The sequence below is a fragment of the Marinobacter sp. ANT_B65 genome (assembly GCF_002407605.1).
GTDB lineage: Bacteria > Pseudomonadota > Gammaproteobacteria > Pseudomonadales > Oleiphilaceae > Marinobacter.
In genome coordinates this window covers 1,449,425-1,471,276 of the sequence record NZ_NXGV01000001.1, presented here as the reverse complement: position 1 = coordinate 1,471,276, position 21,852 = coordinate 1,449,425, and the positions used below count along the sequence as shown (strand labels likewise).

Sequence of the window (21,852 nt, the reverse complement as noted above, 5' to 3'; positions counted from 1 at the left end):
CATAAACATGAAAACAGAAAGACAGGAATATTGTACTTTCGGGAATACTAACACAGTCCCGGGGTTTTGCCCGCCCCCGCGATCAGACCCTGGTGAGCTCCCACTGCTTATCCAGACGCTTGACAGACACAGTCATATTCGTGCCTAGCTGTTGCGCAAAAAACGACACCCGGTACTCCTCAAGCATCCAGCGGTAGACAACCAGTTGTGGATCACGAACGCCCTGTTTCTGCTGCTCATCCCGCTTGCTTGCGTATCGCTTCCACAGTGCGTCACTGGTATGCAAAAACTCCCGTTCGCGCCCCATTTCCCGCGGCATTTTTTCCAGCCGGATCATAGCCGCCTCAAAGTATCGGCCAAACTCAGCCAGCCATTGGGGAGGAGTAGCTACAAGAAATCCCGGATAAACAAGGTTTTGAAGCTGAAACTTCATGTCCGCCATGCTGTTCGCCAGAGCCAGGTTAATTTTGCCTTTCAGGCGTTTTGCGACTTTCTGATAGCCCGCCATTGCCTGATACAGGTGTTCGTCGGCTTGCTCCAGAGTGGGAATAAAATCCCCCCGGTGTCGATCGAACAGCAAATCAAAAGCCTCTCGGGTACCGGGAATCCCGTCGTCCAGAAAGTGCTGAACAGCAGTCGATACCAGCAAGTCATCCAGAAGCACCTTTGCCTGGCCAATGGGGGCAAACATCAGGGCTGACTGTTTGAAACGTGGAAGCTTGCGCTCAAGGTCATCCAGAGTATTACCGAACCGGTTCAGGATCAGGCGTGCAATTGCCTTCCGGGTAATGTCTTCTGCTGTAAGGCGATCAAGACAACGAATCTCGCGAACCTGCTTACCCAGATCCTCAAGGGCGGGATAGACCGTAATCTGCATGCCGCCCTTTTCAGTCTGTACCTGTTTCGGCAGTTCGCCGAATTCCCAATCCGTAAATTCTCCTGCAGGTTCCTGGCTCCGACTGTCGCTTGTTGCCGATGCGAGCGCTTCCTCGGCCCGCCCTTCAAGCTGGCCCTGGAGTTCCCCGGTTTCCCGGCTTTCAGCAATTACCTTACCGCCGTCACCGAGAACCCTGAGATTCATTCGAAGATGGCGAGGCAAATCATCCGCGGACCAGGCTTCAGGATCAATGCGTACACCGGTCATACGGCGCAACTGTTCTCCCAGCTGGAACGCCAGTGGTTCATTGGAAGGCTGGAGGTTCTCAATTGCAGCATCCACAAAGTCAGGTACCGGAACGAAATTCCGCCTTAGGGATTTCGGTAAACCTTTGACAAGTGCGATACATTTTTCCCGGAGCAGGCCCGGAACAAGCCATTCGAGGCGCCGGGAGGGAATCTGCCGGAGCGCCATCAGAGGCACCTGAAGCGTAACACCGTCACGCTCACTGGTCGGCTCAAACTCGTAGCTGAGAGGATAACGAACCCCCTCCCACTCCAGAAAATCCGGATACAAATCCGCTGCCTGAGCATCAACTGGTCTCTGAAGAACATCTGAGTCAGTCAACTCAAGATTACAGAGCTCCTCCGCAGAAAGCCCCTTCCACCAACGTTCAAAATGACGGCCACTGACGATCCCGGCCGGTAGACGCTCATCATAAAAGCTGACCAGCACCTCATCGTCCACGAGAAGATCCCGCCTCCGGGTTTTCTTCTCAAGCTCCTCTACGCTCGCCAGCATCTCGCGATTGCGGCCGATAAACGGGGCTTTTGAACGGTAGTCACCCTCTACCAGTGCATGGCGGATAAACAGATTCCGACACTCGACAGGGTCTATTTTACTGAAGGCTATGCGCCGCTTTGGCACCACATCAAGACCGTACAGTGTGATCTTTTCATACCCCATCACCTGGGCTCTCTTCTGCTCCCAGTGGGGTTCGAAATAGTGATGCTTGACCACATGCCCGGCCAAAGGCTCTATCCATTCAGGCTGAATGGCCGCAACCATGCGAGCGAATACACGGCTTGTTTCAACAATTTCCGTCGCAACAATCCATTTTGGCCCACTTTTGGATACCTTAGAGCCCGGAAAAATCATTACCTTGCGATTGCGGGTTGCCAGGTATTCCTTTTTTTCGACCTTGGTCGCCACCTGCCCTAACAGGCCGGCCAGAATGGCTTTGTGTATTGCGTCGTAACTGGCAGCATCCCGGTTAAATGCCAGCTTCTGATCGCGGCAAATCAGCGTGAGCTGCCGGTGGATGTCCCGCCATTCCCGCATGCGCATCCAGCTGAGAAAACTTTTCTGACAAACCTTTTTAAGCTGATTCTGGGATAGCTCCTGGCGCTGCTCTTCGAAAAAGTTCCAGATATTGAGCAGAGTAATGAAGTCTGATTCTTTGTCATTGAACTGGGCATGGGCCTGATCCGCTGCCTGCTGCTTGTCCTGCGGACGATCTCTTGGATCCTGAACACTCAACCCTGCGATAATAATCAGTGTTTCCGCAAGACTGCCATGATCGGCCGAGGTAACCAGCATACGGGCCAGGCGCGGATCCAATGGCAGCTTGGCCATAGTGCGCCCAAGCCTGGTAACCCGGCGCTGGTTGTCCACCGCACTCAGCTCTTCCAGAAGCTTGTAGCCATCATTGATCAGACGCTTGTCCGGCGCCTCCAGAAAAGGGAAATTCCGAATCTCGCCGAGGCCGGAGGTGGCCATCTGCAGAATAACGGAGGCCAGATTGGTACGCAGTATTTCCGGATCTGTGTATTCCGGGCGGTTGAGAAAATCCGCTTCATCATACAAACGAAAACAGATCCCCGGTGCAACCCGGCCACACCTGCCTGAACGCTGGTTAGCGCTGGCTTGAGAAACAGGCTCAACGGGAAGGCGCTGTATTTTTGAACGGACACTGTAGCGGCTGATCCGGGCCACACCGGTGTCGATAACGTAGCGAATTCCCGGCACTGTCAGCGACGTCTCTGCGACGTTGGTGGCAAGGACAATCCTGCGGCCACGGTGGCTCTGAAATACCCGGTTCTGTTCCTGATTACTTAACCGGGAATATAAAGGCAGCACTTCTGTATGCTGAAGTTCCGCGTGGCGCAGCATTTTGCTCAGGTTACGGATCTCACGTTCACCCGGCAGGAATACCAACACATCACCCGGCGGTAGCTTTTCGCTGCGCTCATGCCTCTCAATCTCTTCAAGCACAGCGAGGGTGCCATCATTCCAGCTCTGATCGCGATCGTCTTCATCGCCGTTAAGCGGATGGTAACGAACATCTACCGGAAACGTTCGGCCGCTCACTTCCAGAACGGGCGCATTGTTGAAAAACTCGCTGAAGCGATCCACTTCAATCGTGGCAGAGGTGATAATGACTTTAAGGTCAGGTCGTTTGGGGAGGAGTTGCTTCAGATAACCCAGCAGAAAGTCGATATTCAGGCTGCGTTCGTGAGCTTCATCAATAATCAGCGTGTCATAGCGCTTGAGAAAGCGGTCATGCTGGACCTCCGCCAGCAGAATCCCGTCAGTCATCACCTTGACCCGGGTCTGTTCGGAGGTGTTATCGGTAAACCGGACCTGATACCCGATCTGCTGACCGGTCTGCTCACCCAGTTCATCTGCTATCCGGGCAGCAACGCTTCGCGCGGCAATACGCCTTGGCTGAGTATGACCAATCAAGCCGGTCACTCCCCGGCCCATACTCATACAGATCTTGGGTATCTGAGTGGTCTTACCCGATCCGGTTTCGCCAGCGATAATTACGACCTGATGGTTTCCGATCGCTTCGCGGATATCATCCACGCGATCGGAAACCGGCAACCCAGCCGGGAAAGTGATTGGTTTGTGAAGAGCTGCTTGGGTATCAGATTGCAATATCAACGTATTTACTTATTTTCCGGTTCGTCGCGCAGTTCACGGCGCAAAATTTTGCCCACGTTCGTTTTTGGCAGTTCATCGCGAAATTCAAAGAAACGTGGCACTTTATAGGCAGTCAGGCGCTCACGACAGAACTCTTTTAATTCGTTCTCGGTAACACCTTCAGGCGCGGCAACCAGGTAAACCTTGACCGCCTCCCCGCTTCTGGCATCGGGAATTCCAACTGCGGCGCATTCAAGAACCTTCGGATGGCTGCTCACCACATCTTCAATTTCATTGGGATACACGTTGAATCCCGACACGATAATCATGTCCTTCTTGCGGTCAACAATGCGGATATAGCCATCTTCCTGAATCACCGCAATGTCACCGGTCTTGATATAACCATCTTCGGTGAACGACTTCTGCGTATCATCCGGACGCTGCCAGTAACCGCGCATAACCTGCGGGCCTTTCACGCAAAGTTCACCAGCATCACCCAGCGCTGTCTCATTGCCGTCATCATCAATGGTTTTGACCTGAGTAGAAGGAACAGGCAAACCAATGGTTCCCAGCTGGATGGCGCTCCGGGGATTGAAGGTAACCACTGGCGAGGTTTCGGTCATGCCATAGCCTTCCGATATCGGACAGCCAGTTACACGCTCCCATGTCTTCGCTGTATCAGTAGTCAGTGCCATACCACCTGAAGACGTAAGCTTCAGATGACTGAAATCGAGTTCCTGAAACTCTTCGTTATTGCACAATGCAACAAACAGAGTATTCAAACCAAGAAATGCTGTGAACTCGTGCTTTTTCAGCTCTTTAACGAAGCCAGGAATGTCACGCGGATTGGGGATCAGCACATTGTGACCGCCACTCTCGAGCATGATTCCGCAGTTAAGAGTAAAAGAGTAGATATGATAAAGCGGCAGAGGAGCAATAACTACCTCCTGCCCGTCAATTATCGTGTCTTCCATCATCGGGCGAACCTGCAGCAGGTTCGCTACCAGGTTTCCGTGCGTAAGCATCGCTCCTTTGGCGACACCGGTTGTTCCGCCGGTATACTGCAGAACCGCAATGTCGTCCTGCTTACATTCGACCCGGGTGAACTTTTCACGGGCGCCTGCGCTGAGCACGGCTGGCAGCTTATGTGCTTGCGGAATGCTGAAAGGCGGCACCATCTTTTTCACGTGCTTGATAACAGCATTCATCACCGTACGCTTGATGGGCGAATTCATGTCAGCAATTTCGGTAACAATGACATGCTCAATGCTGGTATGGGGCAGAACTTTCTCGGCGTTCTCAGCCATATTCGCCAGCACCACCAAAGCCTTTGCTCCGGAATCGTTAAACTGGTGCTCCATCTCGCGAGTGGTATAAAGCGGGTTTGTATTAACCACAATCAGACCCGCACGCATGGCACCAAAGACCACAACAGGATACTGAGGCAGGTTGGGCATTTGCACAGCAATACGATCGCCGGGTTTCAGATCCGTCTTGTTTTGCAACCAGGCCGCAAAGTTTCGGGTTTGAGTGTCCAGATCACGATAAGTGAGAGTTGCGCCTACTGCACTGAAGGCAGGACGGTCAGCGTACTTTTTTACGGCCTGCTCAAACACGTCCACCATGCTGCTGTATTTTTTCAGGTCGACTTCACGGGGAACACTGGCGGGGTATTTATCTTGATAGAACTTCCCAAAATCCATCACCATCTCCTGTTCTGGCGCTTTTCTTTTATAATAATTCCCATATGTCGCGCAGTACAAAAATCAACCCGACATAAGTATCATCTGCAAAAGTCGGGAGAGAATAGCAGTTTTGTTAACGATGAGGTAGTTTCAGCGCATAAGCATAGATACCTTTGCCCCCACGCCTCGTCCATGGAGTACCCGATGAGCGACACTCTCGATACACTTGAAAACATTACCTATAACGAGATTAATGAAGGCGATACTGCCACATTTATCCGGACCCTGTCAGAGGATGATCTGGTGCTGTTTGCCGCTGTTTCGGGAGACATTAACCCCCTGCACCTTGACCCGGAGTTTGCAGCAAACTCCATATTCAAGGAGCGAATCGCCCATGGCATGTGGAGTGGCGCGCTCATTTCTGCGGCACTGGCTACAGTCATGCCCGGCCCCGGCACGGTTTATCTTGACCAAAGCCTCTCATTCAAACGCCCCGTTAAACTGGATGACACACTGACGGTAGGCCTGACAGTCCTGCGCAAGGAACCCAGAAACCGGGTAGTTTTCAAGTGTGAAGTAACCAACCAGAACAATCAGAAGGTTGTGACAGGAGAAGCCAAGGTTATCGCTCCAACAGAGAAAGTTTCACTCTACAAACCAACACTTCCGAAGATCACGATTGAAGCCCAGAACTGAACTTTAGAAAAGCCATTGCTGGCCGACGACGACAAAAATGTCGAATTATTTGACGCAAGAACAGAAATGCATGGTGAAAACACCCGCTTGACTCGTCTGCAGGCTCCAATAATAAACTGATTTTAGACGCTTTTCTTTTTTTGGCCCTTTAATTGCTGAATTGATCAGGGCGGGAACGCGTCTATGCACTCCCGCCTGATATACCGAGCTTTGCCGATGCCTCAACCACATCGGCTTTTTTATTTACTCAGGTATTTCATCGCGGACTCAAGGCCTTCCACCGTAAGTGGATACATGTGGTTGTTCACAAGTTGCCGGGTCATCCCCAGAGAGCCGCCTGTTCCCCAATAATTTTCGGGTAACGGGTTGATCCAGACCACCTTGCGGAAATGGTCGCTGAGGCGCTGAAACCAGGTCGCACCGGATTCTTCGTTCCAGTGTTCAATGGAACCACCCGGATGAGAAATCTCATAGGGGGCCATAGTAGCGTCACCTATGAAGATCACCTTATAGTCCGGCGAATACTTGTTGAGAATATCCCAGGTGTCGGTGGTCTCATTCATCCGGCGAACGTTGTTCTTCCACATACTCTCATACACAAAGTTATGAAAGTAAAAGTACTCCATATGCTTGAACTCAGCACGTGCGGCAGAGAACAGTTCCTCACATACCCGCACATGGGGGTCCATGGAGCCGCCCACATCAAAAAAGATCAGCACTTTGGCAGCGTTATGTCGCTCAGGTACCATTTTAAGATCAAGATAACCCGCATTACGCGCCGTCGACCGGATGGTATCATCGAGATCCAGCTTATCAGCGGCACCCTGGCGTGCAAACTTGCGCAATCGCCGTAACGCTACCTTGATATTGCGGATCCCCAGGGTAACGCTGTCGTCCAGATCCTTGAACTCTCGCTTTTCCCAAACCTTGATTGCACGCCCATGACGGCCATTTTTTTGCCCGATCCGGAAACCTTCCGGGTTGTACCCATCAGCCCCGAAAGGTGACGTGCCTCCGGTACCAATCCATTTGTTGCCTCCGGCATGACGCTTTTTCTGCTCTTCCATGCGTTTCTTGAAGGTTTCGATCAGCTCTTCAAGACCACCCAGCGAGTCAATTTTAGCTTTCTCTTCCTCACTCAGGTTTTTCTCGAACTCAGCGCGAAGCCATTCATCAGGAATCAAGGCTTCCAGCATCTGATCCAGATGCTCTATGCCTTCAAAATAGGCTTTAAAGGCCAGATCAAACTTGTCGAAATGGCGCTCATCCTTAACCAGACACAACCGCGCCAGGTAATAAAACTCCTCCATATCCGCAAACGCCAGACGCTGCTGCAGCGCTTCCAGCAGATCAAGGAATTCACGCAGGCTGGCCGGCACCTTGGCCCGCCGCACTTCGAGAAAGAAATCAATCAACATAAAACCGCACTCTTGCCGAATTTCAGCCGCGACGGCGGGCCATAAACGCCAGCTTCTGCAACAGGTGCACGTCCTGCTCGTTCTTCACCAGAGCACCGTACAATGGCGGCAGCGCCGAGCTGCTGTCTTTATCCTGCAGCATCTTGGCGGTCAGTTCGTCTGCCATCAACAGCTTCAACCAGTCAATCAGCTCAGAGGTGGAGGGCTTCTTCTTCAGGCCAGGCACTTTGCGTACATCGAAGAAAACTTCCAGAGCATCCTTGACCACCTGCTGCTGAATACCCGGAAAGTGAACATCCACGATGCTCTTCATGGTGTCGTGGTCCGGGAAGCTGATGTAATGGAAAAAACAGCGGCGCAGGAAAGCATCTGGCAGCTCTTTTTCATTGTTACTGGTGATTACTATGATGGGCCGTTTTTTGGCTTTTACGAACTGCTGGGTTTCGTATACATAGAACTCCATCCGATCCAGTTCCAGCAAAAGATCGTTAGGGAATTCGATATCAGCCTTGTCGATCTCATCAATCAGCAGCACAACCTGATCTTCAGCTTCAAAGGCCTCCCAGAGCTTACCCTTAACGATGTAGTTGCTGATGTCCTTGACCTTCTCATCACCCAGCTGGGAATCCCGTAAACGGGAAACCGCATCGTACTCATATAGGCCCTGCTGAGCCTTGGTAGTCGATTTGATGTGCCAGGGAATCAGGCGCATTCCAAGAGCGCTTGCCATTTCCTCAGCCAGCAGAGTTTTGCCGGTGCCGGGTTCGCCTTTGATCAGCAGTGGGCGTTGCAGCGTGATGGCAGCGTTCACGGCCATCTGCAAGTCATCGGTGGCTACATATTTGTCGGTACCGGTAAACTTCATTTGTTGGATTCCTGTCAATTTCGTTAGTTTACTTTTTCTGTTCATCGTCCGGTTCAGTTTCCGGCCCATCGTAATCTGGCAAATCATCAAATTCGGAAAGGTCAAAATCATCCAGACCGAACTCTTCTTCATCGTCCTCTTCTACTGGCTCAACCAACTCCGGGATAACCTCCTCTTCGGGCTCCACAATCGTGTTGGCAACCGGTATATCCTCTTCCGCCGGCTCAACTTCCGGCTCAGGCTGCATGACGGGCTCAGGCTCGGGTTCCAGCACGGGTTCTGGTTCTGGCTCCGGTTCTGGTTCTGGATCCGGTTCTGGCTCTGGCTCTGGTTCCGGTTCCGGCTCTGGCTCTGGTTCTGGTTCCGGTTCTTCCATTACAACCGGGGCTTCAGCCTCAATTGCTGCCATTTCCTGGGACAGATCGTCAAAGTTCTCGATCTCATCACCCGAAGTTTCGTCTTCGCCCACCGCTGCACGGCGCTTTCGTGCCAGCAGAATAATGATCAATACCACAACCACGAGCGCCGCCGCTCCAGCACCCAGCATCCACAGCGGGACAGGAAGTACTGACTCAGCCTCCGGCTTATCTTCGGCTAAAGGCTCTTCTTCCTCTTCAGGCTGAGCCGGCTCTTCTGATTCAACGGACTCCTGTGCTACAGGGGGTTCAGCCACCGCTTCAGGCTCCGGAGGCTCATCGGATTCAGGTGCTGGTTCGACCTGCTCAGCAAGACTGATATCAATAGGAGGTTCCATGCCTGGCTCAACCATCCCCGTCGGCACGATAAACCGTGTGGTAGCTGTAAACTTACGGGCAAATGTCTTACCGTCAGCAACAACATCAATTCTGTAAAGACCTTCGGCCGGAAGCTTGCCAATAGTATCTGTATATACGCCGTCTTCCGGAGGTTGATCTTCAGAGAGGGCCTTGCTGCCACTTCGCCCGTCTTCAGATGTAAGACTGAGGTTCACGGTTATTACATCGAGAAACTCCGGGTCGGTCACCTTTTCTGTTTCTTCAAAAAACGCAACGCGGATCTCCACCGGTGATTCCGGGGTAAACGTGGCAGGCACAGGGCTGACCAGCATTCTCAGGTCACTTACGACGGTAACCCGGCTGCCCTCACCCGGTTCGCCGGTTACGCGCCATTCGCCAGCCTGGGGCCCTGAAATGGTAATCAGGTCATAAGCCGCCTCGCGGGCCCACCGGACATTATCAGGTTGCGCAGAATACAGGAGCTTTTGACCATCAGGACGGATCAGCTCCAGACTGACAGGTTCATCTGCTTCGCCAGTGTTGGCCCGATCGCGGAAGACCAACGCGGTAAACTCCTTTACACCGCCATCAACGATGAATGCGTTGCCCTCAAATGGAATCTGCTCCTGGGGTGCGGCAGTATTCAATGCATCGAGAAAGGCCAGATTAAGAGATTCTGCCGTATCGGCAACCCGGAAACTGCCTTTTGATTTCTCCGCAAGTGTCTTCAGAAAATCAGCGTCCGCCTGACCGGAAAGCGCAACTGGGTGGAAGGTCGCGCCTCTGGCCACCAGGTCTTCCAGCATCTTGCCCAGAATTCGCTCTTCTTCAGCCTGATTCACATCCGGGCTGTTTGATATGTCCACTTTGCCGTCTGTCAGAAGGATGAAATGCGTGTTCTCAAGAGAGCCTCCTGTAACAAAGTCGTCGCTGGCAACTTCAATGGCTCTGCCCAGATTGGTACGCATAGCCACGGAATTGATCTGGCCGGAGCGTTCAACAGCCGTGTCACGCCAGGATTCAGACACCTCCCCATGAGGCACCAACATATTCACGTACTGGCCGAAGGTCCATACACCGGCAGTACTGCCTTCAGGCAACACTCGGGCCAGTAGTCTTACTGCTGGTTGCCGCAGGTTATCGGGATCGGTTTCCTTCATGGAGCCCGAGATGTCCACAATGATCCGGACGTCCGGGTTTTCCGGCAATGTCAGTTTCGTTACTTCTTCAGCCCACAGAGTTGCGGGTATCAATAAAGCAGTGAAAAAAACCAGCGCAAAGAATCTCGACATTGTTGTTCTCAAAAAAATGTGTGGGTTATCTTATCGCCGGGATAAGCGGTAACGAACCATATCCAGAATCCAGACGAGGAGCATTACAACCCCTCCGATGCCAAGATTAAGCAATGCCCGGCCGGCGTTGTCGGCGTCACCAAGAACAAGTTCATAACTTCCGAAAAGCCATGCAGGTATCCACCAGCCCGCCAGTTCGGGAGATTCAACCGGGGTCAGAAGAAAAGCAACCAGTGCCGCCAGCAACAGGGTTCGAAAGCCGTATAACGGCAAAAACCGGAAAAGCTTCTTCATCATGAAAAAAAACACGATGAAAGCAATGACATAGGCAGCCCAGAAGATGCCGTAAGCAATGTGTGCGTCAGTATCGATCATTACAGAACCCAGTGAATGATATGTTCTTCCCAGTCTTCCTCGGCCACCTGATCCTCATGAATCACCTTGTGACGTATGGAGACACCGGCCTCGTGCACCGAATCCGGATTCCCGCTGCACAGCGGATGCCAGTCCGCCAGAGGCCTGCCCTCTGCGAGTGTGCGATAGCCGCAGGTATAGGGTAGCCAATAGTAATCTTTCACCGTATCCGGTGTCAGCACCGTACAGCCCGGCACCCTGCTCAGGCGATCCGGGTAAACCGTACATTGACAACTCTCGTTGTCCATAAAACGACACACCAGATCGGTGTGGTACACCTCGCCGGTATCTTCATCTTCAAGCTTGTTGAGACAGCATTTACCGCAGCCGTCGCACAGGGATTCCCATTCCTTTTGCGTCATTTCGCTCAGGCGCTTACGCTGCCAGAACGGAATCTGGGCAATCATGAATCTCTCAGCCCCGGCTTGGTGCGAAAATCAATTACGTAGGCATCGCGCTCTTCCGGCATCTGCAAAAAGAAGTCTTTGTCAGCAATGGCACTCAGAACCTGCTCTGCCGTTGCTCTGGCTAGTTTTCGCTCCGGTGTCAGTATCAGATCCATAGAATGAACCGGGCTGCCGAAAATCACCCTCAGGCTCTCAGGCAGATCATCCCATTTCTGTCCGCGACGAACGTAAATGTAGGTATCACTTTTTTTGCTGCTTCGAAAAACAGACACAAATTCCCGATCTTTCATGATTTCAGATAATCCTCAATATCACTCATTACCGGCGCAAGAATCTGGGCACGCCAGCCCTGGAAAAATGGGCTGGCCGCCAGGGTTCTGTCCTGAACAACCTTTTCGAGCCGCTTTCTTGGCGCCAATAATTCAATAGGTATATCAGTATCCTCTGAGGCTTTTTTAAAAAATTGTTTTAACTGTTTGAAAAACATCTGCTGGTCCCGGGTCAACGGTGGAGCAATGCGCTCAATCCCGGAGTCATCAGCATTGCGCCCTTCATCAACCAGCTCAACCAAGGCCTCACCATAACGTCTGACCACACTCGCCGGAACACCCTGAATATTGGACATTTCACTCAAAGATCTGGGCAACCGGTCAGCAATAGCAATCAGAAGAGGGTCTGCCAGCACCCGGCCCCGTGGACGATCCCGCTCTCTGCATTCCAGTTCACGCCAGACAACCAGCTTCTTGAGCACGACTTGCTGCTGAGTTGTCAGCGCCCAACCTCCGCGCAGGCGGAGGTAGTGATTCTCAAGATCGCCCTGCCCCGCAAGCTCATCGGCAAAGCGCGTGGATTCCTCCACAAGCGCAGCTTCCAGCCCTCTCTCACGGAGATGCGCACTAACCCACTCGTACATAGGCGCAAGAAAACGTATGTCATCAACAGCGTAACGCTGCTGAGCATCACTCAAAGGGCGGGAAATCCAGTCTGACCGGGTAACTGATTTATCCAGTGTCTCGCCAAAGAGAGTTTCCACAAGCCGCGCATAACCCAGAGAGAAACCAGCTCCGGCCATGGCTGCACCAATCTGCAGATCCACAACGCCCTTCGGGTTGATTCCAAGCCAGTCACGAAAAAGTTCGAGATCTTCGCTCATGGCATAAAGCAGTTTGCTAACCCCGGGATCTGCAATGACCTCCCTGAAACGCACAGAGCGCTCAGCTACATCCGGGTCTACAAGACAAAACTGGTCACCAAGACCAAGCTGAACCAGGCCTGGAATGGGGTAAAAAGTATTTACCCGCTCAAATTCGGTATCCAGGACCAAGGGAACACCCGGTACGCTGTCCAGCCAATGGTCCAACTCCTCAGGCTGCGTAATCCAGTTAATGGTTTCAGGGGCTGGGGGAACATCAATAGCCGGTAGGGAAAGGGTCATAGAGAAAACCAGTTAAAAGCGCCGTGCAATTGCAGGCGCAGGAATCAGTCCAGCAGAGGTTTTCTGCCGCGAAACGCATGAGTGAGCGTGAAACCGTCGACGTAGCCAAGCTCTCCACCTACCGGTATACCATGAGCAAGGCGGGTAATGAGGATATCTGAGCCATCGAGCCGATCGGAAATATAGTGGGCGGTCGCTTCACCTTCGACCGTCGGGTTTGTTGCGAGAATGAGTTCAGTCACCCCATCTGTGCGTACCCGGCGCAGAAGCCGTTCAATGCCGATTTCTTCGGGGCCCACACCGTCAATGGGTGATAAATGTCCCATCAGAACAAAATAGCTGCCTTTGTAATCGGCAGCCTGTTCAATTGCCAGCAGATCAGAGGGGCTTTCAACCACGCAGAGCGTGCCGTTGTTTCGGGCCGGATTCTCGCAAATCCCGCACACCTCGGTATCAGAGAAGTTCTGGCAGCTTTCACAGCGGCGAACGCCCGACATGGCATTGCTCAAAGCATCAGACAACCGTGTTCCGCCGGAGCGAGCCCGCTCAAGCAAGTGAAAGGCCATACGCTGAGCGGTTTTCTGACCAACTCCCGGCAAACAGCGGAGAGACTCAACAAGTTCATCAACCAGTGGGCTGAACGCCATGAAACATCCTCAGACTGCAGTTCAGGAAAACGCTTTAAAACGGCATCTTGAAGCCAGGCGGTAAACCCATGCCAGACATCATGCCCGATAACTTATCCTTCTGGTTGGCCTCTACGCGGCGCACCGCATCATTAACGGCGGCAGCCAACAGGTCTTCAAGAATATCCTTTTCTTCAGACATCAGGGATGGATCAATTTCCACTTTACGAACATCGTGACGACCGTTCATGGTGACTTTTACCAGGCCTGCGCCTGATTCACCGGTAATCTCCGCTTTCGCCGCCTCTTCCTGAGCCTTCTGCATTTCTTCCTGCATCTTCTGGGCCTTTTTCATCAGGCCACCCATATCGTTCATCATGCTTTTATCTCCTGCTTGTCTCTTTTGGCCGGCCGAATACTGTCTTCAACCACCCTTGCCTCAAACCGCTCCACAATGGACCTGACCAGAGGATCATTGCGGATAGACTCTTCTGCAGCACTCTGGCGCGCCGCACGCAAACGCTCGTCAAAAGCCGCCGGCGTATTCGGCCCCGGATCACCTTGCTCAATCTTTAACTGAGTGGCGTCGCCAAAGCGATTTCTCAAGGCGGCCAGAATTTTTTCTTCATGCCTGGCATTCAGAAGCCGGGCATGACCTGGGTCGATCAACAGTGTGATGGTATCGCCGGCACGGGACATTGCACCGTGGCTGGCCAGATTGCCCGGCATACCAACAATGCCAAGGCTGCGGAAATCACGCTCCCAGACAAACTCCCCATCCGCAACCGGTGCAGCAGCAGCTTCAAGCTCTGGCTCTGGCTCTGGCTCTGGCTCTGGCTCTGGCTCTGGCTCTGGCTCTGGCTCTGGCTCTGGCTCTGGCTCTGGCTCTGGCTCTGGATAATCAGGAGCGGACTCTGCCTGAGCGTCAAGACTTGCAAGCCAGGCGTCATCTTCTGGCGCATCAGCGTAACCTTGCATCTCCTGCTCCGCAGCAGGGGCAGTTACTGGCTCAGGTTCCGGCTCCACTGCTTCAGGTTCCGGCGCAATTTCAGGTTCCGGCTCAACCGCTTCGGGTTCCGGTGCAGGCTCAGATTGGGGCTCAGGGTCAGGTTCGTCCCGGGATTCCTCCTCAACACCAGCGCTTGTATTACTTACTGCAGGGGGCGGCGCACGTCTATCGGAGCCAGGACGGAATGCCAGCATCCTAAGCAGCGTCATCTCGAAGCCCATCCGGGCATCCGGCGTAATCGCCAGATCCTTGCGACCTATCAGAGCCGCCTGATAAAACAACTGGGCATCTTCTGCACTTAACTTGCGGGCCAGCGACTGGACCTGAGCCGCATCCCCAAGTGTATTGTCAGCACTACCGGGAATGACCTGCTCCATAGTCACCCTGTGGAACAGGGACAGAAGGTCCGCAAGAATAATGCTGTAGTCCGGCGCAAAATCCGCTATACGGCTGATTTCAGCCAGCAAAGCCGGACCATCGCGCTCTACCAGTGCATTTACAATCCGCTCGATATCCCGCTGGTCAATCGTACCAAGCATGCTACTGACATCACTGGCGGCAAGTTTCTGATTGCCAAAGGCAATAGCCTGATCTGTCAGGCTCAGCGCATCACGCATACTGCCATCAGCAGCGCGGGCCAGCAGCCAAAGGGCTGGTTCTTCAAAAGGGATCTGTTCAGCGGTCAATACGTTTGTGAGGTGCCCCGCAATGTGCTCCGGCGTCATACGCTTGAGATTGAACTGCAGACAACGTGAGAGAACGGTTACAGGCAGCTTCTGGGGATCAGTCGTCGCCAGCAGAAACTTCACATGCTCAGGAGGCTCTTCCAGAGTTTTGAGAAACGCATTGAACGACTGGTTCGTAAGCATGTGCACCTCATCGATGAGGTACACCTTGTAGCGGCCACGGCTGGGGGCATACTGAACGTTGTCGGTAAGCTCCCGCATGTCATCCACACCGGTGCGGGATGCGGCATCAATCTCGATCAGATCAACAAACCGCCCTTCCTGAATTTCCCGGCAACTGGAACAGGTACCGCAGGGGCGCGGTGTAATACCGGTTTCGCAGTTGAGGCAACGAGCCAACAAACGCCCGATTGTCGTTTTACCGACACCCCGGGTGCCAGTAAACAGATAGGCATGATGCAGACGCTGGTTTTCCAGGGCGTGAATTAACGCCTGAAGAACGTGTTCCTGGCCCACCATATCTTCAAAGGTTCGGGGGCGCCATTTACGGGCAAGTACCTGGTAGCTCATGTTCCGCCAAATGCTGAGAAAAACGCCTTTAACCTTAGCATGGTCAGGGTTTTATAAGAAGTTATAGAAGCTATTATGAGGCAGAAATCAGAGGGCTGGAGAGAACCGGTGGAAGAGGCCTGGGAACGGGCCTGAAGCTGAATAAAGCGAAAATCTGGGGGTGGCCCCACTAGCGACACTCCGGCACACAATTCCACCGCTGCGGCTGCTCCCTTCCGGGCCTGACCGGGTTCACGGTTTCATGTTGCGGAGGCACCAATGGAGCCACCATAACGGCGTTTCAGGACAATATCCCTGAAAGCGGCGCGAATATTAACAAAAGGGTTTGCGGACTACAACGGCAAATCTACCGCCCTGCAGAATTGTGGCTATAACAATGCCGATATAGGCAGGGGAATTACATCCTGCCTGAACCAGCATGCCAGGCTATAGCGCGTACGATGAGCCTCAAGCACCTCATGCCGGATTTCCTCACTCATGAACAACGCCACCCTGCCCGCCTCAGGTAATACCTGCGCGCAGACTTCATCTTCATTTTCCCGGCTATAGATCTGAAGCGCACCACCATCCGCAGGCAGCCAATGATCGTTCAGGTACAGAACCAGGCTCACAATGCGGGATGCACGGCCCTGAAAACTATCCACATGGGGTTTATAGAAATCACCACAATGATAAGTCGCGTAGTGAGCCTCGATACGCTTCAGCCCCAGAAAAAGCCGCTGATTCAATCCCAGTCGCAGGCTTTGAAAAAAATCGAAAATTTCGGCCTGAGCCGGCGTCGAACCCTGCAACCAGGCTATCTTGTCCCGGCGAATTGACCGATCCCGAACAGGTGCGCTGCCACGCCCGATACCCGCACTTTTAAGCGCATCATTCTGGTCGAGCACGATGATTTCTGCCTGAAGAGACTTCAACAGACCCTCCCCGAGCCAGGGCGTAATATCAAAGCTCATCCAGCCGTGTTCACTCAGGCCATCGGCAAGCTCGTCTAACCACTGCGATTTATCCAATGACATTCCTTGAAATGATATTCTCCAGCGTACCGCAGCTATTTTAGGGCCAGTTGTCGCCCACAACACAGTTTTGATTTACTCTCACTAATAAGCAAATGCACTTAAGCCCGGAATCGAGCCCTATGTCCGAGAGCAGCAACAAGCCACCCTTATCTCTTTCCCCGGGACAATGGTCTTTTACCCGCTGGAACACGATCGGACAGCTGGAAGCATTAGAGGTTCATCACCCCCTGTTTGAGGCGACCCTCTTCCTTCAGGGTGCACACCTGACCCGTTTTATCCCCAGGAACGAATCAGACTGGCTATGGCTCAGCCCTGCAGCCCGCTTCGAGCCCGGCCGCGCCATCAGAGGAGGCATTCCCGTGTGCTGGCCCTGGTTCGGTGATCCGGCCCGCAATGCTCCGGAGGTACGCAAACGGGTCAAAACAACAGCTCCTCACGGGTTTGCCCGCACAGCTCTCTGGAAACTTGAGGACGTAAGAGAAACGGCTCATGAAGTCGAGATCTCTCTCTCCCTTGATGCCAACAATGACTTCGCCGGGGTCTGGAGTGGCCACGCCCTGGCCCTGCTGACGTACAATTTCTCAGTCCGGGGCTGCCAGCTTGCTCTCACTACCACAAACCTGGGAAGCGACCCAATGGCCTTCAGCCAGGCACTGCACACTTATCTGCCAACGGTCGATATAGAAGGCTCAAGAATATCAGGCCTTGGATTCAGCCATTACATCGATACGCTGAACGACTGGGAATACTGTACTCAGGATGGCGCTGTCTATTTCGAAGGCGAAACCGACCGGATATACGAAAGTGGTGAACCGCTCAGCATCGTAACGCCCACAGCCAGGCGAACTCTGACAGCAGTTGGCAGCGACTCTACAGTTGTCTGGAATCCAGGCCCTGACAAGGCTGCAAAACTAAGCGACTTCCCCGACTCAGCCTGGCAGACAATGCTCTGTGTCGAAACCGCCAACGCAGCAAGTGACTACCGGGTGCTTAACGAAGGGCAAAGCCACACGCTCGGCGTCCTGATCGGTCGAGGCTGAATGTCGATAAATGGAGTGCGAATGAGCCTGACATCCTTTCTGAAATCCCGACTGGTTCCGGCAAAACTGGACGAACAAATCAATCGTATCCGTAAACCCATAGGATCACTGGGTTATGACCCCTGGGGCTATAACAACGAAACCTTCAAATACGGATTTTCTCTGACCAAGCCTATCTACGAAAAATACTTCCGGACTGAAGCCCAAGGCGTTGACCACATACCCGCTGAAGGGCCTGTACTGATTGTGGGAAATCACAGCGGGCAACTCCCGATTGACGGCGTACTCATTGGTTATGCACTGGCCTCCCGGGAAAAAAGCCCACGTATTCCCCGGGCAATGATTGAACGCTTTTTCCCCACCGTACCCTGGCTCGGCACACTGCTCAGCGAGGTGGGAGGAACACTTGGCGACCCGGTAAACTGTGCCAGAATGCTCGCCAACAACGAAGCCATTATCGTTTTTCCAGAAGGTATCCGGGGCTCAGGGAAACCCTACAGAAACCGCTACCAGTTGCAGCGGTTTGGCAGCGGATTCATGCACCTCGCAATGAAACATAACGCTGCCATAGTTCCCGTGGGCGTAGTAGGCTGCGAAGAAACTGTACCCGCCATCGCCAACATCAAACCCCTGGCAAAAGCCTTCGGGCTTCCATATGTTCCTGTCGCAATGCCCGTGGTATTACCGGCCAAGGTCCATCTGAATTTCGGCCCGCCCATGTACTTTGAAGGCGAGGACATATCCGAAGAACAGATAAATGAACGGGTCGAACAGGTAAAAGCCGAAATAAACCGGCTGATCGACAAGGGACTGACACAAAGGAAAAGGCTGTTCTGATGGCTGCTCTGACAACCAAGCAATCCAAACCCAGGGTCCTGATAACCGGCGCAGCTGGGGCACTGGCCAAACAGGTAATCGAAAGACTCAGGAAAACCTGCGACCTGGTAGTGGTGGACGCACGAATTCAGGTACACCTGGGCGATGATATTCCCAGCTACTGCCTGGATCTTAACCACCGGAATCTTGAAGACCTGTTTCGACGCTACCATTTTGACGGTGTTATTCATCTCGGCCGCATCCGCTCAAGCCAGCTCACACGGATGCGACGCTACAACGCCAACGTGTTAGGCACACAGAAGCTACTGGACCTGAGCCACAAGTATGGCATCCGGCGCATTGTGGTCCTCTCTACTTTCCACGTATACGGCGCAATGGCTTATAACCCGGCGCTCATCGACGAGTCAGCACCCATGAAAAGCGCAGGGCTGAGTGCTGACCTGATCGATTCTGTGGAACTGGAGAACCTGGCAAACATCTATCTTTGGCGCTACCCGGAACTGAATATCGCCATACTACGCCCCTGCAATATCGTCGGCCCAAGCGTAAGCAACACCATAAGCTCACTACTGGCAAGCCCGAGAGCTCCAGTGCTTGCAGGCTTTTCCCCCATGATGCAGTTCATCCACATTGACGACATGGCCGAAGCCGTTGTACTGGCATATAAAAAAGCTACTCGGGGAATATTCAATGTAGCCCCGAATGACTGGGTGGCTTACCAAAAAGCACTGGAACTCTGCGGCTGCACCAGAGTCCCAGTGCCATCCATTCCCCCTGCTCTGCCCCGGCTGATACTCCGGACACTGCGCCTGCGCAGCTTCCCCGCCTATCTTCTGGAATTTTTCAAATACCCGGTAGTCATAGATGGAGAAGCCTTCGCAAAAGAGTTCGGCTTTCAACCAAAACGGCCACCGAAGGAAATCTTCCGGTTTTACCGGGACAACAAAACGCCTTTGTAAGGCCTGAATATATGTATACAACATCGACAAATACTCAATAACTACATCCGGGAGTTGCACTGAGCCCTTGCCCACCTCAAACTACACATACCCCGGAAACAGGCAGATTTCATGCTTCCAGATCTTAGCGTAATAAGCCATGGCGCGGCCGCTACGGTATACGCAATCCTCGCGGTGCTTGTGGGCACCCGCTATTTGAGACGTGACATTGACCGTGCACTGTTTCTCGCAGCACTTGTCACCACCCTCTGGGCCTCTGCTCTCTTTACTCAAAGCATCTGGGGTCAGCCAGGCTTTTTTATTCGTTACCTGCTGGAACTACTCCGCGACACTACCTGGATTCTTCTTTTGTTTGCCATGCTCCGGGATACATTGCGGCAAGGGCAGCTGAGCGGACAAATTCAACGCGCCCTCGGAATTGCAACAGCTGTTCTGCTCGTAACACTGCTCGCCCTGGGCAGCCTAGAGTTTGTTTTCAATCTGTCGCTGGTAGGCGGAAAAACAAAACTCATCGGGCAGATTGCACTTTCACTTCTTGGCCTGTCTCTGGCTGAACAGATCTGGCGCAACGCACCGGCATTTGGCCGCTCCAGCATGAAGTACCTGTGTATTGGTGCGGCAACAATCTTCGCGTTTGACTTCTTCATGTACGCCGACGCTTTACTTTTTGGCAAGATGGCTGACTCCTTCTGGAATGCCCGCGGCTTCCTGAACGCCGCACTGGTGCCGCTGTTCGCCATCAACGTGGTCAACTCCCGCAAGCAGCCTATTGATTTCCAGCTTTCCCGTTCCGCGGTCTTTCACGTGGGCACTCTGGTTCTGGCCGGCGCATACCTTCTTCTGCTCTCCGTCAGTGGGTATTACATCCGCATCCTGGGCGGTAACTGGGGCGAAGCTCTTCAGGTCCTTTTATCGGCGCTAGCCCTGGTCTTCCTGGTAACGCTACTCCTCTCACGACGTCTGCGCTCAAAACTGATGGTCCTGATCAGCCAGAACTTTTTTGACTACAAATACGATTACCGGGAAGAATGGCTGAAGATGACGAAAGAGTTGTCGGATATCAGTGATCACCCTCCCCTTCCACTGCGTGCTATCCGGATTCTTGCAGGTCTTGTACAAAGCAATGCTGGCGCCATCTGGTTAAAGAGCGATCAGGGCTCTTACACACTCAAGGATTCAGCCAACCTGTCTACCCCCAGATACACCATCATCGATGAAGACGCTGACCTGGTTCGATTTTTTTCCGATAAAGAATGGATTGTGAACCTGGATGAATACCGGGCGGATCCAGTGAGTTACGACTTACTGGAAATACCGGACGCAATAGCCAAAACCCCGGATGCCTGGCTGGTCATCCCGCTATATCTGGGTAACGAGCTATATGGAATCGCGATGGTAGGCCGCCCTTACGCCCGGGTAGAACTGAACTGGGAAAACTTCGATCTCATCAAAGTCGTAGCTCGCCAGACATGTAACCTTCTGGCACAGGCCGATGCACAGAACCGGCTTTCGCGGGCGATGCAGTTTGAAGCCGTCAGCAAGGCCTCAGCCTTTATGGTTCATGACCTGAAAACGGTAATAGCACAACTATCCCTGCTGGTTAACAATGCCCAGAAACACAGGAACAACCCTGCTTTTATCGATGACATGATCACAACCACAGACCACGCGGTCAGCAAGATGACCAACCTTGTGGAGCACATTCGCAAGCCCACGGCCGATGACGATAATTCGAAAACGCTGGATCTGACCCAGCTGGTAACCAACCTGCTGGAACACTGTAACAGACAGAAGCCTTTCCCCACTCTGGAGGGAACTCCTCCACAGATAATGGTCAAAGCAGACTCCGAACAACTACGAAGCGTTATCGGCCACCTGATCCAGAATGCACAGGATGCGACGCCACCCGATGGCGAAGTTACCCTGTCTCTTAAAATCGCCAAGGGCAACGTTGTACTGTTCATTCAGGATACGGGCTGCGGCATGACTGATGATTTCATCAGTGAGCGGCTATTCAAGCCTTTCGAGAGCACAAAAGGCCTCACCGGCATGGGTATCGGTGCCTACCAGGCCCGGGAGTACATTCAGAAACTCGGAGGCACCGTTGATGCCACGAGCGAACCAGGGCTAGGCTCCTGTTTTTCCATTCGCATTCCGCTAGTAGATGATTCCGGATATCGCCCTGTAACGAATACAAATGACGAAAGCACAGTAAGTTAAACAAGCGAAAAACGACGATCGATCAGCAACGTCCAGTGGCCAATAAATACTGTCAATTAAATGACTATTCGCCACAACAAACAAATCGATCATTGCAAAGTGTCAATGTTCAGTTAAGAA

The 21,852-nt window shown here is 52.9% G+C and carries 17 protein-coding genes, 1 other RNA gene and 1 pseudogene; 5 read left to right on the top strand and 14 right to left on the bottom strand.

The genetic code is table 11. From position 1 onward, the window contains the following. Positions 1 to 82 precede the first annotated feature (82 nt). Positions 83 to 3,796 (bottom strand): annotated as a pseudogene (gene hrpA, locus CPA50_RS06890) (ATP-dependent RNA helicase HrpA); the annotation flags it as partial. Positions 3,797 to 3,828: 32 nt separating this feature from the next. After that, positions 3,829 to 5,505, bottom strand: a complete 1,677-nt coding sequence (locus CPA50_RS06885; protein ID WP_096781675.1) for an AMP-binding protein — start codon at positions 5,503 to 5,505, stop codon at positions 3,829 to 3,831. A gap of 186 nt (positions 5,506 to 5,691) precedes the next feature. Here CPA50_RS06885 and CPA50_RS06880 point away from each other — a divergent pair, with 186 nt between their 5' ends. Next, complete coding sequence (locus CPA50_RS06880; RefSeq protein WP_096781674.1) at positions 5,692 to 6,183, top strand: MaoC/PaaZ C-terminal domain-containing protein; 492 nt, start codon at positions 5,692 to 5,694, stop codon at positions 6,181 to 6,183. 239 nt (positions 6,184 to 6,422) lie between these two features. Here CPA50_RS06880 and CPA50_RS06875 read toward each other — a convergent pair whose 3' ends face one another. The 12 genes from CPA50_RS06875 to CPA50_RS06820 all read right to left on the bottom strand — a co-directional run bounded on the left by CPA50_RS06875 (position 6,423) and on the right by CPA50_RS06820 (position 16,676). Then, the gene (locus CPA50_RS06875) at positions 6,423 to 7,601 is read right to left on the bottom strand and encodes a vWA domain-containing protein (protein WP_096781673.1); all 1,179 of its coding nucleotides are present in this window, start codon (positions 7,599 to 7,601) and stop codon (positions 6,423 to 6,425) included. Between the two features lie 22 nt (positions 7,602 to 7,623). Beyond that, positions 7,624 to 8,466 carry an AAA family ATPase gene (locus CPA50_RS06870; RefSeq protein ID WP_096781672.1) on the bottom strand — a complete coding sequence of 281 codons (843 nt, stop codon included), beginning with the start codon at positions 8,464 to 8,466 and terminating at the stop codon, positions 7,624 to 7,626. 28 nt (positions 8,467 to 8,494) lie between these two features. Continuing rightward, complete coding sequence (locus tag CPA50_RS06865) at positions 8,495 to 10,513, bottom strand: VWA domain-containing protein (protein WP_096781671.1); 2,019 nt, start codon at positions 10,511 to 10,513, stop codon at positions 8,495 to 8,497. A 30-nt stretch (positions 10,514 to 10,543) separates the two neighbouring features. Beyond that, entirely contained in the window at positions 10,544 to 10,888 is a 345-nt protein-coding gene (locus CPA50_RS06860) for a hypothetical protein (protein ID WP_096781670.1), read from the bottom strand. Then, entirely contained in the window at positions 10,888 to 11,334 is a 447-nt protein-coding gene (locus tag CPA50_RS06855) for a YcgN family cysteine cluster protein (protein ID WP_096781669.1), read from the bottom strand. The genes CPA50_RS06860 and CPA50_RS06855 overlap by 1 nt, the downstream gene beginning before the upstream one ends. Beyond that, the gene (locus CPA50_RS06850; protein WP_096781668.1) at positions 11,331 to 11,624 is read right to left on the bottom strand and encodes a YcgL domain-containing protein; all 294 of its coding nucleotides are present in this window, start codon (positions 11,622 to 11,624) and stop codon (positions 11,331 to 11,333) included. Before CPA50_RS06850 ends, CPA50_RS06855 begins: the two co-directional genes overlap by 4 nt. Then, entirely contained in the window at positions 11,621 to 12,769 is a 1,149-nt protein-coding gene (locus CPA50_RS06845; RefSeq protein ID WP_096781667.1) for a ribonuclease D, read from the bottom strand. Before CPA50_RS06845 ends, CPA50_RS06850 begins: the two co-directional genes overlap by 4 nt. A gap of 44 nt (positions 12,770 to 12,813) precedes the next feature. After that, complete coding sequence (gene recR / locus CPA50_RS06840; RefSeq protein WP_096781666.1) at positions 12,814 to 13,416, bottom strand: recombination mediator RecR; 603 nt, start codon at positions 13,414 to 13,416, stop codon at positions 12,814 to 12,816. 34 nt (positions 13,417 to 13,450) lie between these two features. Then, positions 13,451 to 13,774: a YbaB/EbfC family nucleoid-associated protein gene (locus CPA50_RS06835; protein ID WP_096781665.1), complete on the bottom strand. Its 324-nt coding sequence runs from the start codon at positions 13,772 to 13,774 to the stop codon at positions 13,451 to 13,453. After that, positions 13,771 to 15,660, bottom strand: a complete 1,890-nt coding sequence (gene dnaX, locus CPA50_RS06830; RefSeq protein WP_096781664.1) for a DNA polymerase III subunit gamma/tau — start codon at positions 15,658 to 15,660, stop codon at positions 13,771 to 13,773. Before dnaX ends, CPA50_RS06835 begins: the two co-directional genes overlap by 4 nt. 164 nt (positions 15,661 to 15,824) lie before the next feature. Beyond that, positions 15,825 to 15,921: signal recognition particle sRNA small type (ffs, locus tag CPA50_RS06825), an RNA gene on the bottom strand. A gap of 107 nt (positions 15,922 to 16,028) precedes the next feature. Further along, positions 16,029 to 16,676, bottom strand: a complete 648-nt coding sequence (locus tag CPA50_RS06820; protein ID WP_096781663.1) for a 2OG-Fe(II) oxygenase — start codon at positions 16,674 to 16,676, stop codon at positions 16,029 to 16,031. A 119-nt stretch (positions 16,677 to 16,795) separates the two neighbouring features. On the opposite strand from CPA50_RS06820, the gene CPA50_RS06815 reads away from it, so the two are divergent. From CPA50_RS06815 to prsK, 4 genes are all read left to right on the top strand, one after another. Then, the gene (locus CPA50_RS06815; protein ID WP_096781662.1) at positions 16,796 to 17,716 is read left to right on the top strand and encodes a D-hexose-6-phosphate mutarotase; all 921 of its coding nucleotides are present in this window, start codon (positions 16,796 to 16,798) and stop codon (positions 17,714 to 17,716) included. 21 nt (positions 17,717 to 17,737) lie between these two features. Then, positions 17,738 to 18,553, top strand: a complete 816-nt coding sequence (locus CPA50_RS06810) for a lysophospholipid acyltransferase family protein (RefSeq protein WP_096781661.1) — start codon at positions 17,738 to 17,740, stop codon at positions 18,551 to 18,553. Beyond that, complete coding sequence (locus tag CPA50_RS06805; RefSeq protein WP_096781660.1) at positions 18,553 to 19,512, top strand: SDR family oxidoreductase; 960 nt, start codon at positions 18,553 to 18,555, stop codon at positions 19,510 to 19,512. Before CPA50_RS06810 ends, CPA50_RS06805 begins: the two co-directional genes overlap by 1 nt. A gap of 111 nt (positions 19,513 to 19,623) precedes the next feature. After that, the gene (gene prsK / locus CPA50_RS06800; RefSeq protein ID WP_096781659.1) at positions 19,624 to 21,732 is read left to right on the top strand and encodes an XrtA/PEP-CTERM system histidine kinase PrsK; all 2,109 of its coding nucleotides are present in this window, start codon (positions 19,624 to 19,626) and stop codon (positions 21,730 to 21,732) included. Positions 21,733 to 21,852 lie beyond the last annotated feature (120 nt).

Coding starts and splice junctions, on each gene's coding strand:
- CPA50_RS06860 (WP_096781670.1), bottom strand. CDS start 10,888: ATGATCGATACTGACGCACACATTGCTTACGGCATCTTCTGGGCTGCC.
- CPA50_RS06845 (WP_096781667.1), bottom strand. CDS start 12,769: ATGACCCTTTCCCTACCGGCTATTGATGTTCCCCCAGCCCCTGAAACC.
- CPA50_RS06880 (WP_096781674.1), top strand. CDS start 5,692: ATGAGCGACACTCTCGATACACTTGAAAACATTACCTATAACGAGATT.
- CPA50_RS06885 (WP_096781675.1), bottom strand. CDS start 5,505: ATGGATTTTGGGAAGTTCTATCAAGATAAATACCCCGCCAGTGTTCCC.
- dnaX (WP_096781664.1), bottom strand. CDS start 15,660: ATGAGCTACCAGGTACTTGCCCGTAAATGGCGCCCCCGAACCTTTGAA.
- CPA50_RS06875 (WP_096781673.1), bottom strand. CDS start 7,601: ATGTTGATTGATTTCTTTCTCGAAGTGCGGCGGGCCAAGGTGCCGGCC.
- CPA50_RS06865 (WP_096781671.1), bottom strand. CDS start 10,513: ATGTCGAGATTCTTTGCGCTGGTTTTTTTCACTGCTTTATTGATACCC.
- CPA50_RS06810 (WP_096781661.1), top strand. CDS start 17,738: ATGAGCCTGACATCCTTTCTGAAATCCCGACTGGTTCCGGCAAAACTG.
- prsK (WP_096781659.1), top strand. CDS start 19,624: ATGCTTCCAGATCTTAGCGTAATAAGCCATGGCGCGGCCGCTACGGTA.
- CPA50_RS06820 (WP_096781663.1), bottom strand. CDS start 16,676: ATGTCATTGGATAAATCGCAGTGGTTAGACGAGCTTGCCGATGGCCTG.
- CPA50_RS06870 (WP_096781672.1), bottom strand. CDS start 8,466: ATGAAGTTTACCGGTACCGACAAATATGTAGCCACCGATGACTTGCAG.
- CPA50_RS06855 (WP_096781669.1), bottom strand. CDS start 11,334: ATGATTGCCCAGATTCCGTTCTGGCAGCGTAAGCGCCTGAGCGAAATG.
- CPA50_RS06805 (WP_096781660.1), top strand. CDS start 18,553: ATGGCTGCTCTGACAACCAAGCAATCCAAACCCAGGGTCCTGATAACC.
- CPA50_RS06815 (WP_096781662.1), top strand. CDS start 16,796: ATGTCCGAGAGCAGCAACAAGCCACCCTTATCTCTTTCCCCGGGACAA.
- CPA50_RS06835 (WP_096781665.1), bottom strand. CDS start 13,774: ATGATGAACGATATGGGTGGCCTGATGAAAAAGGCCCAGAAGATGCAG.
- CPA50_RS06850 (WP_096781668.1), bottom strand. CDS start 11,624: ATGAAAGATCGGGAATTTGTGTCTGTTTTTCGAAGCAGCAAAAAAAGT.
- recR (WP_096781666.1), bottom strand. CDS start 13,416: ATGGCGTTCAGCCCACTGGTTGATGAACTTGTTGAGTCTCTCCGCTGT.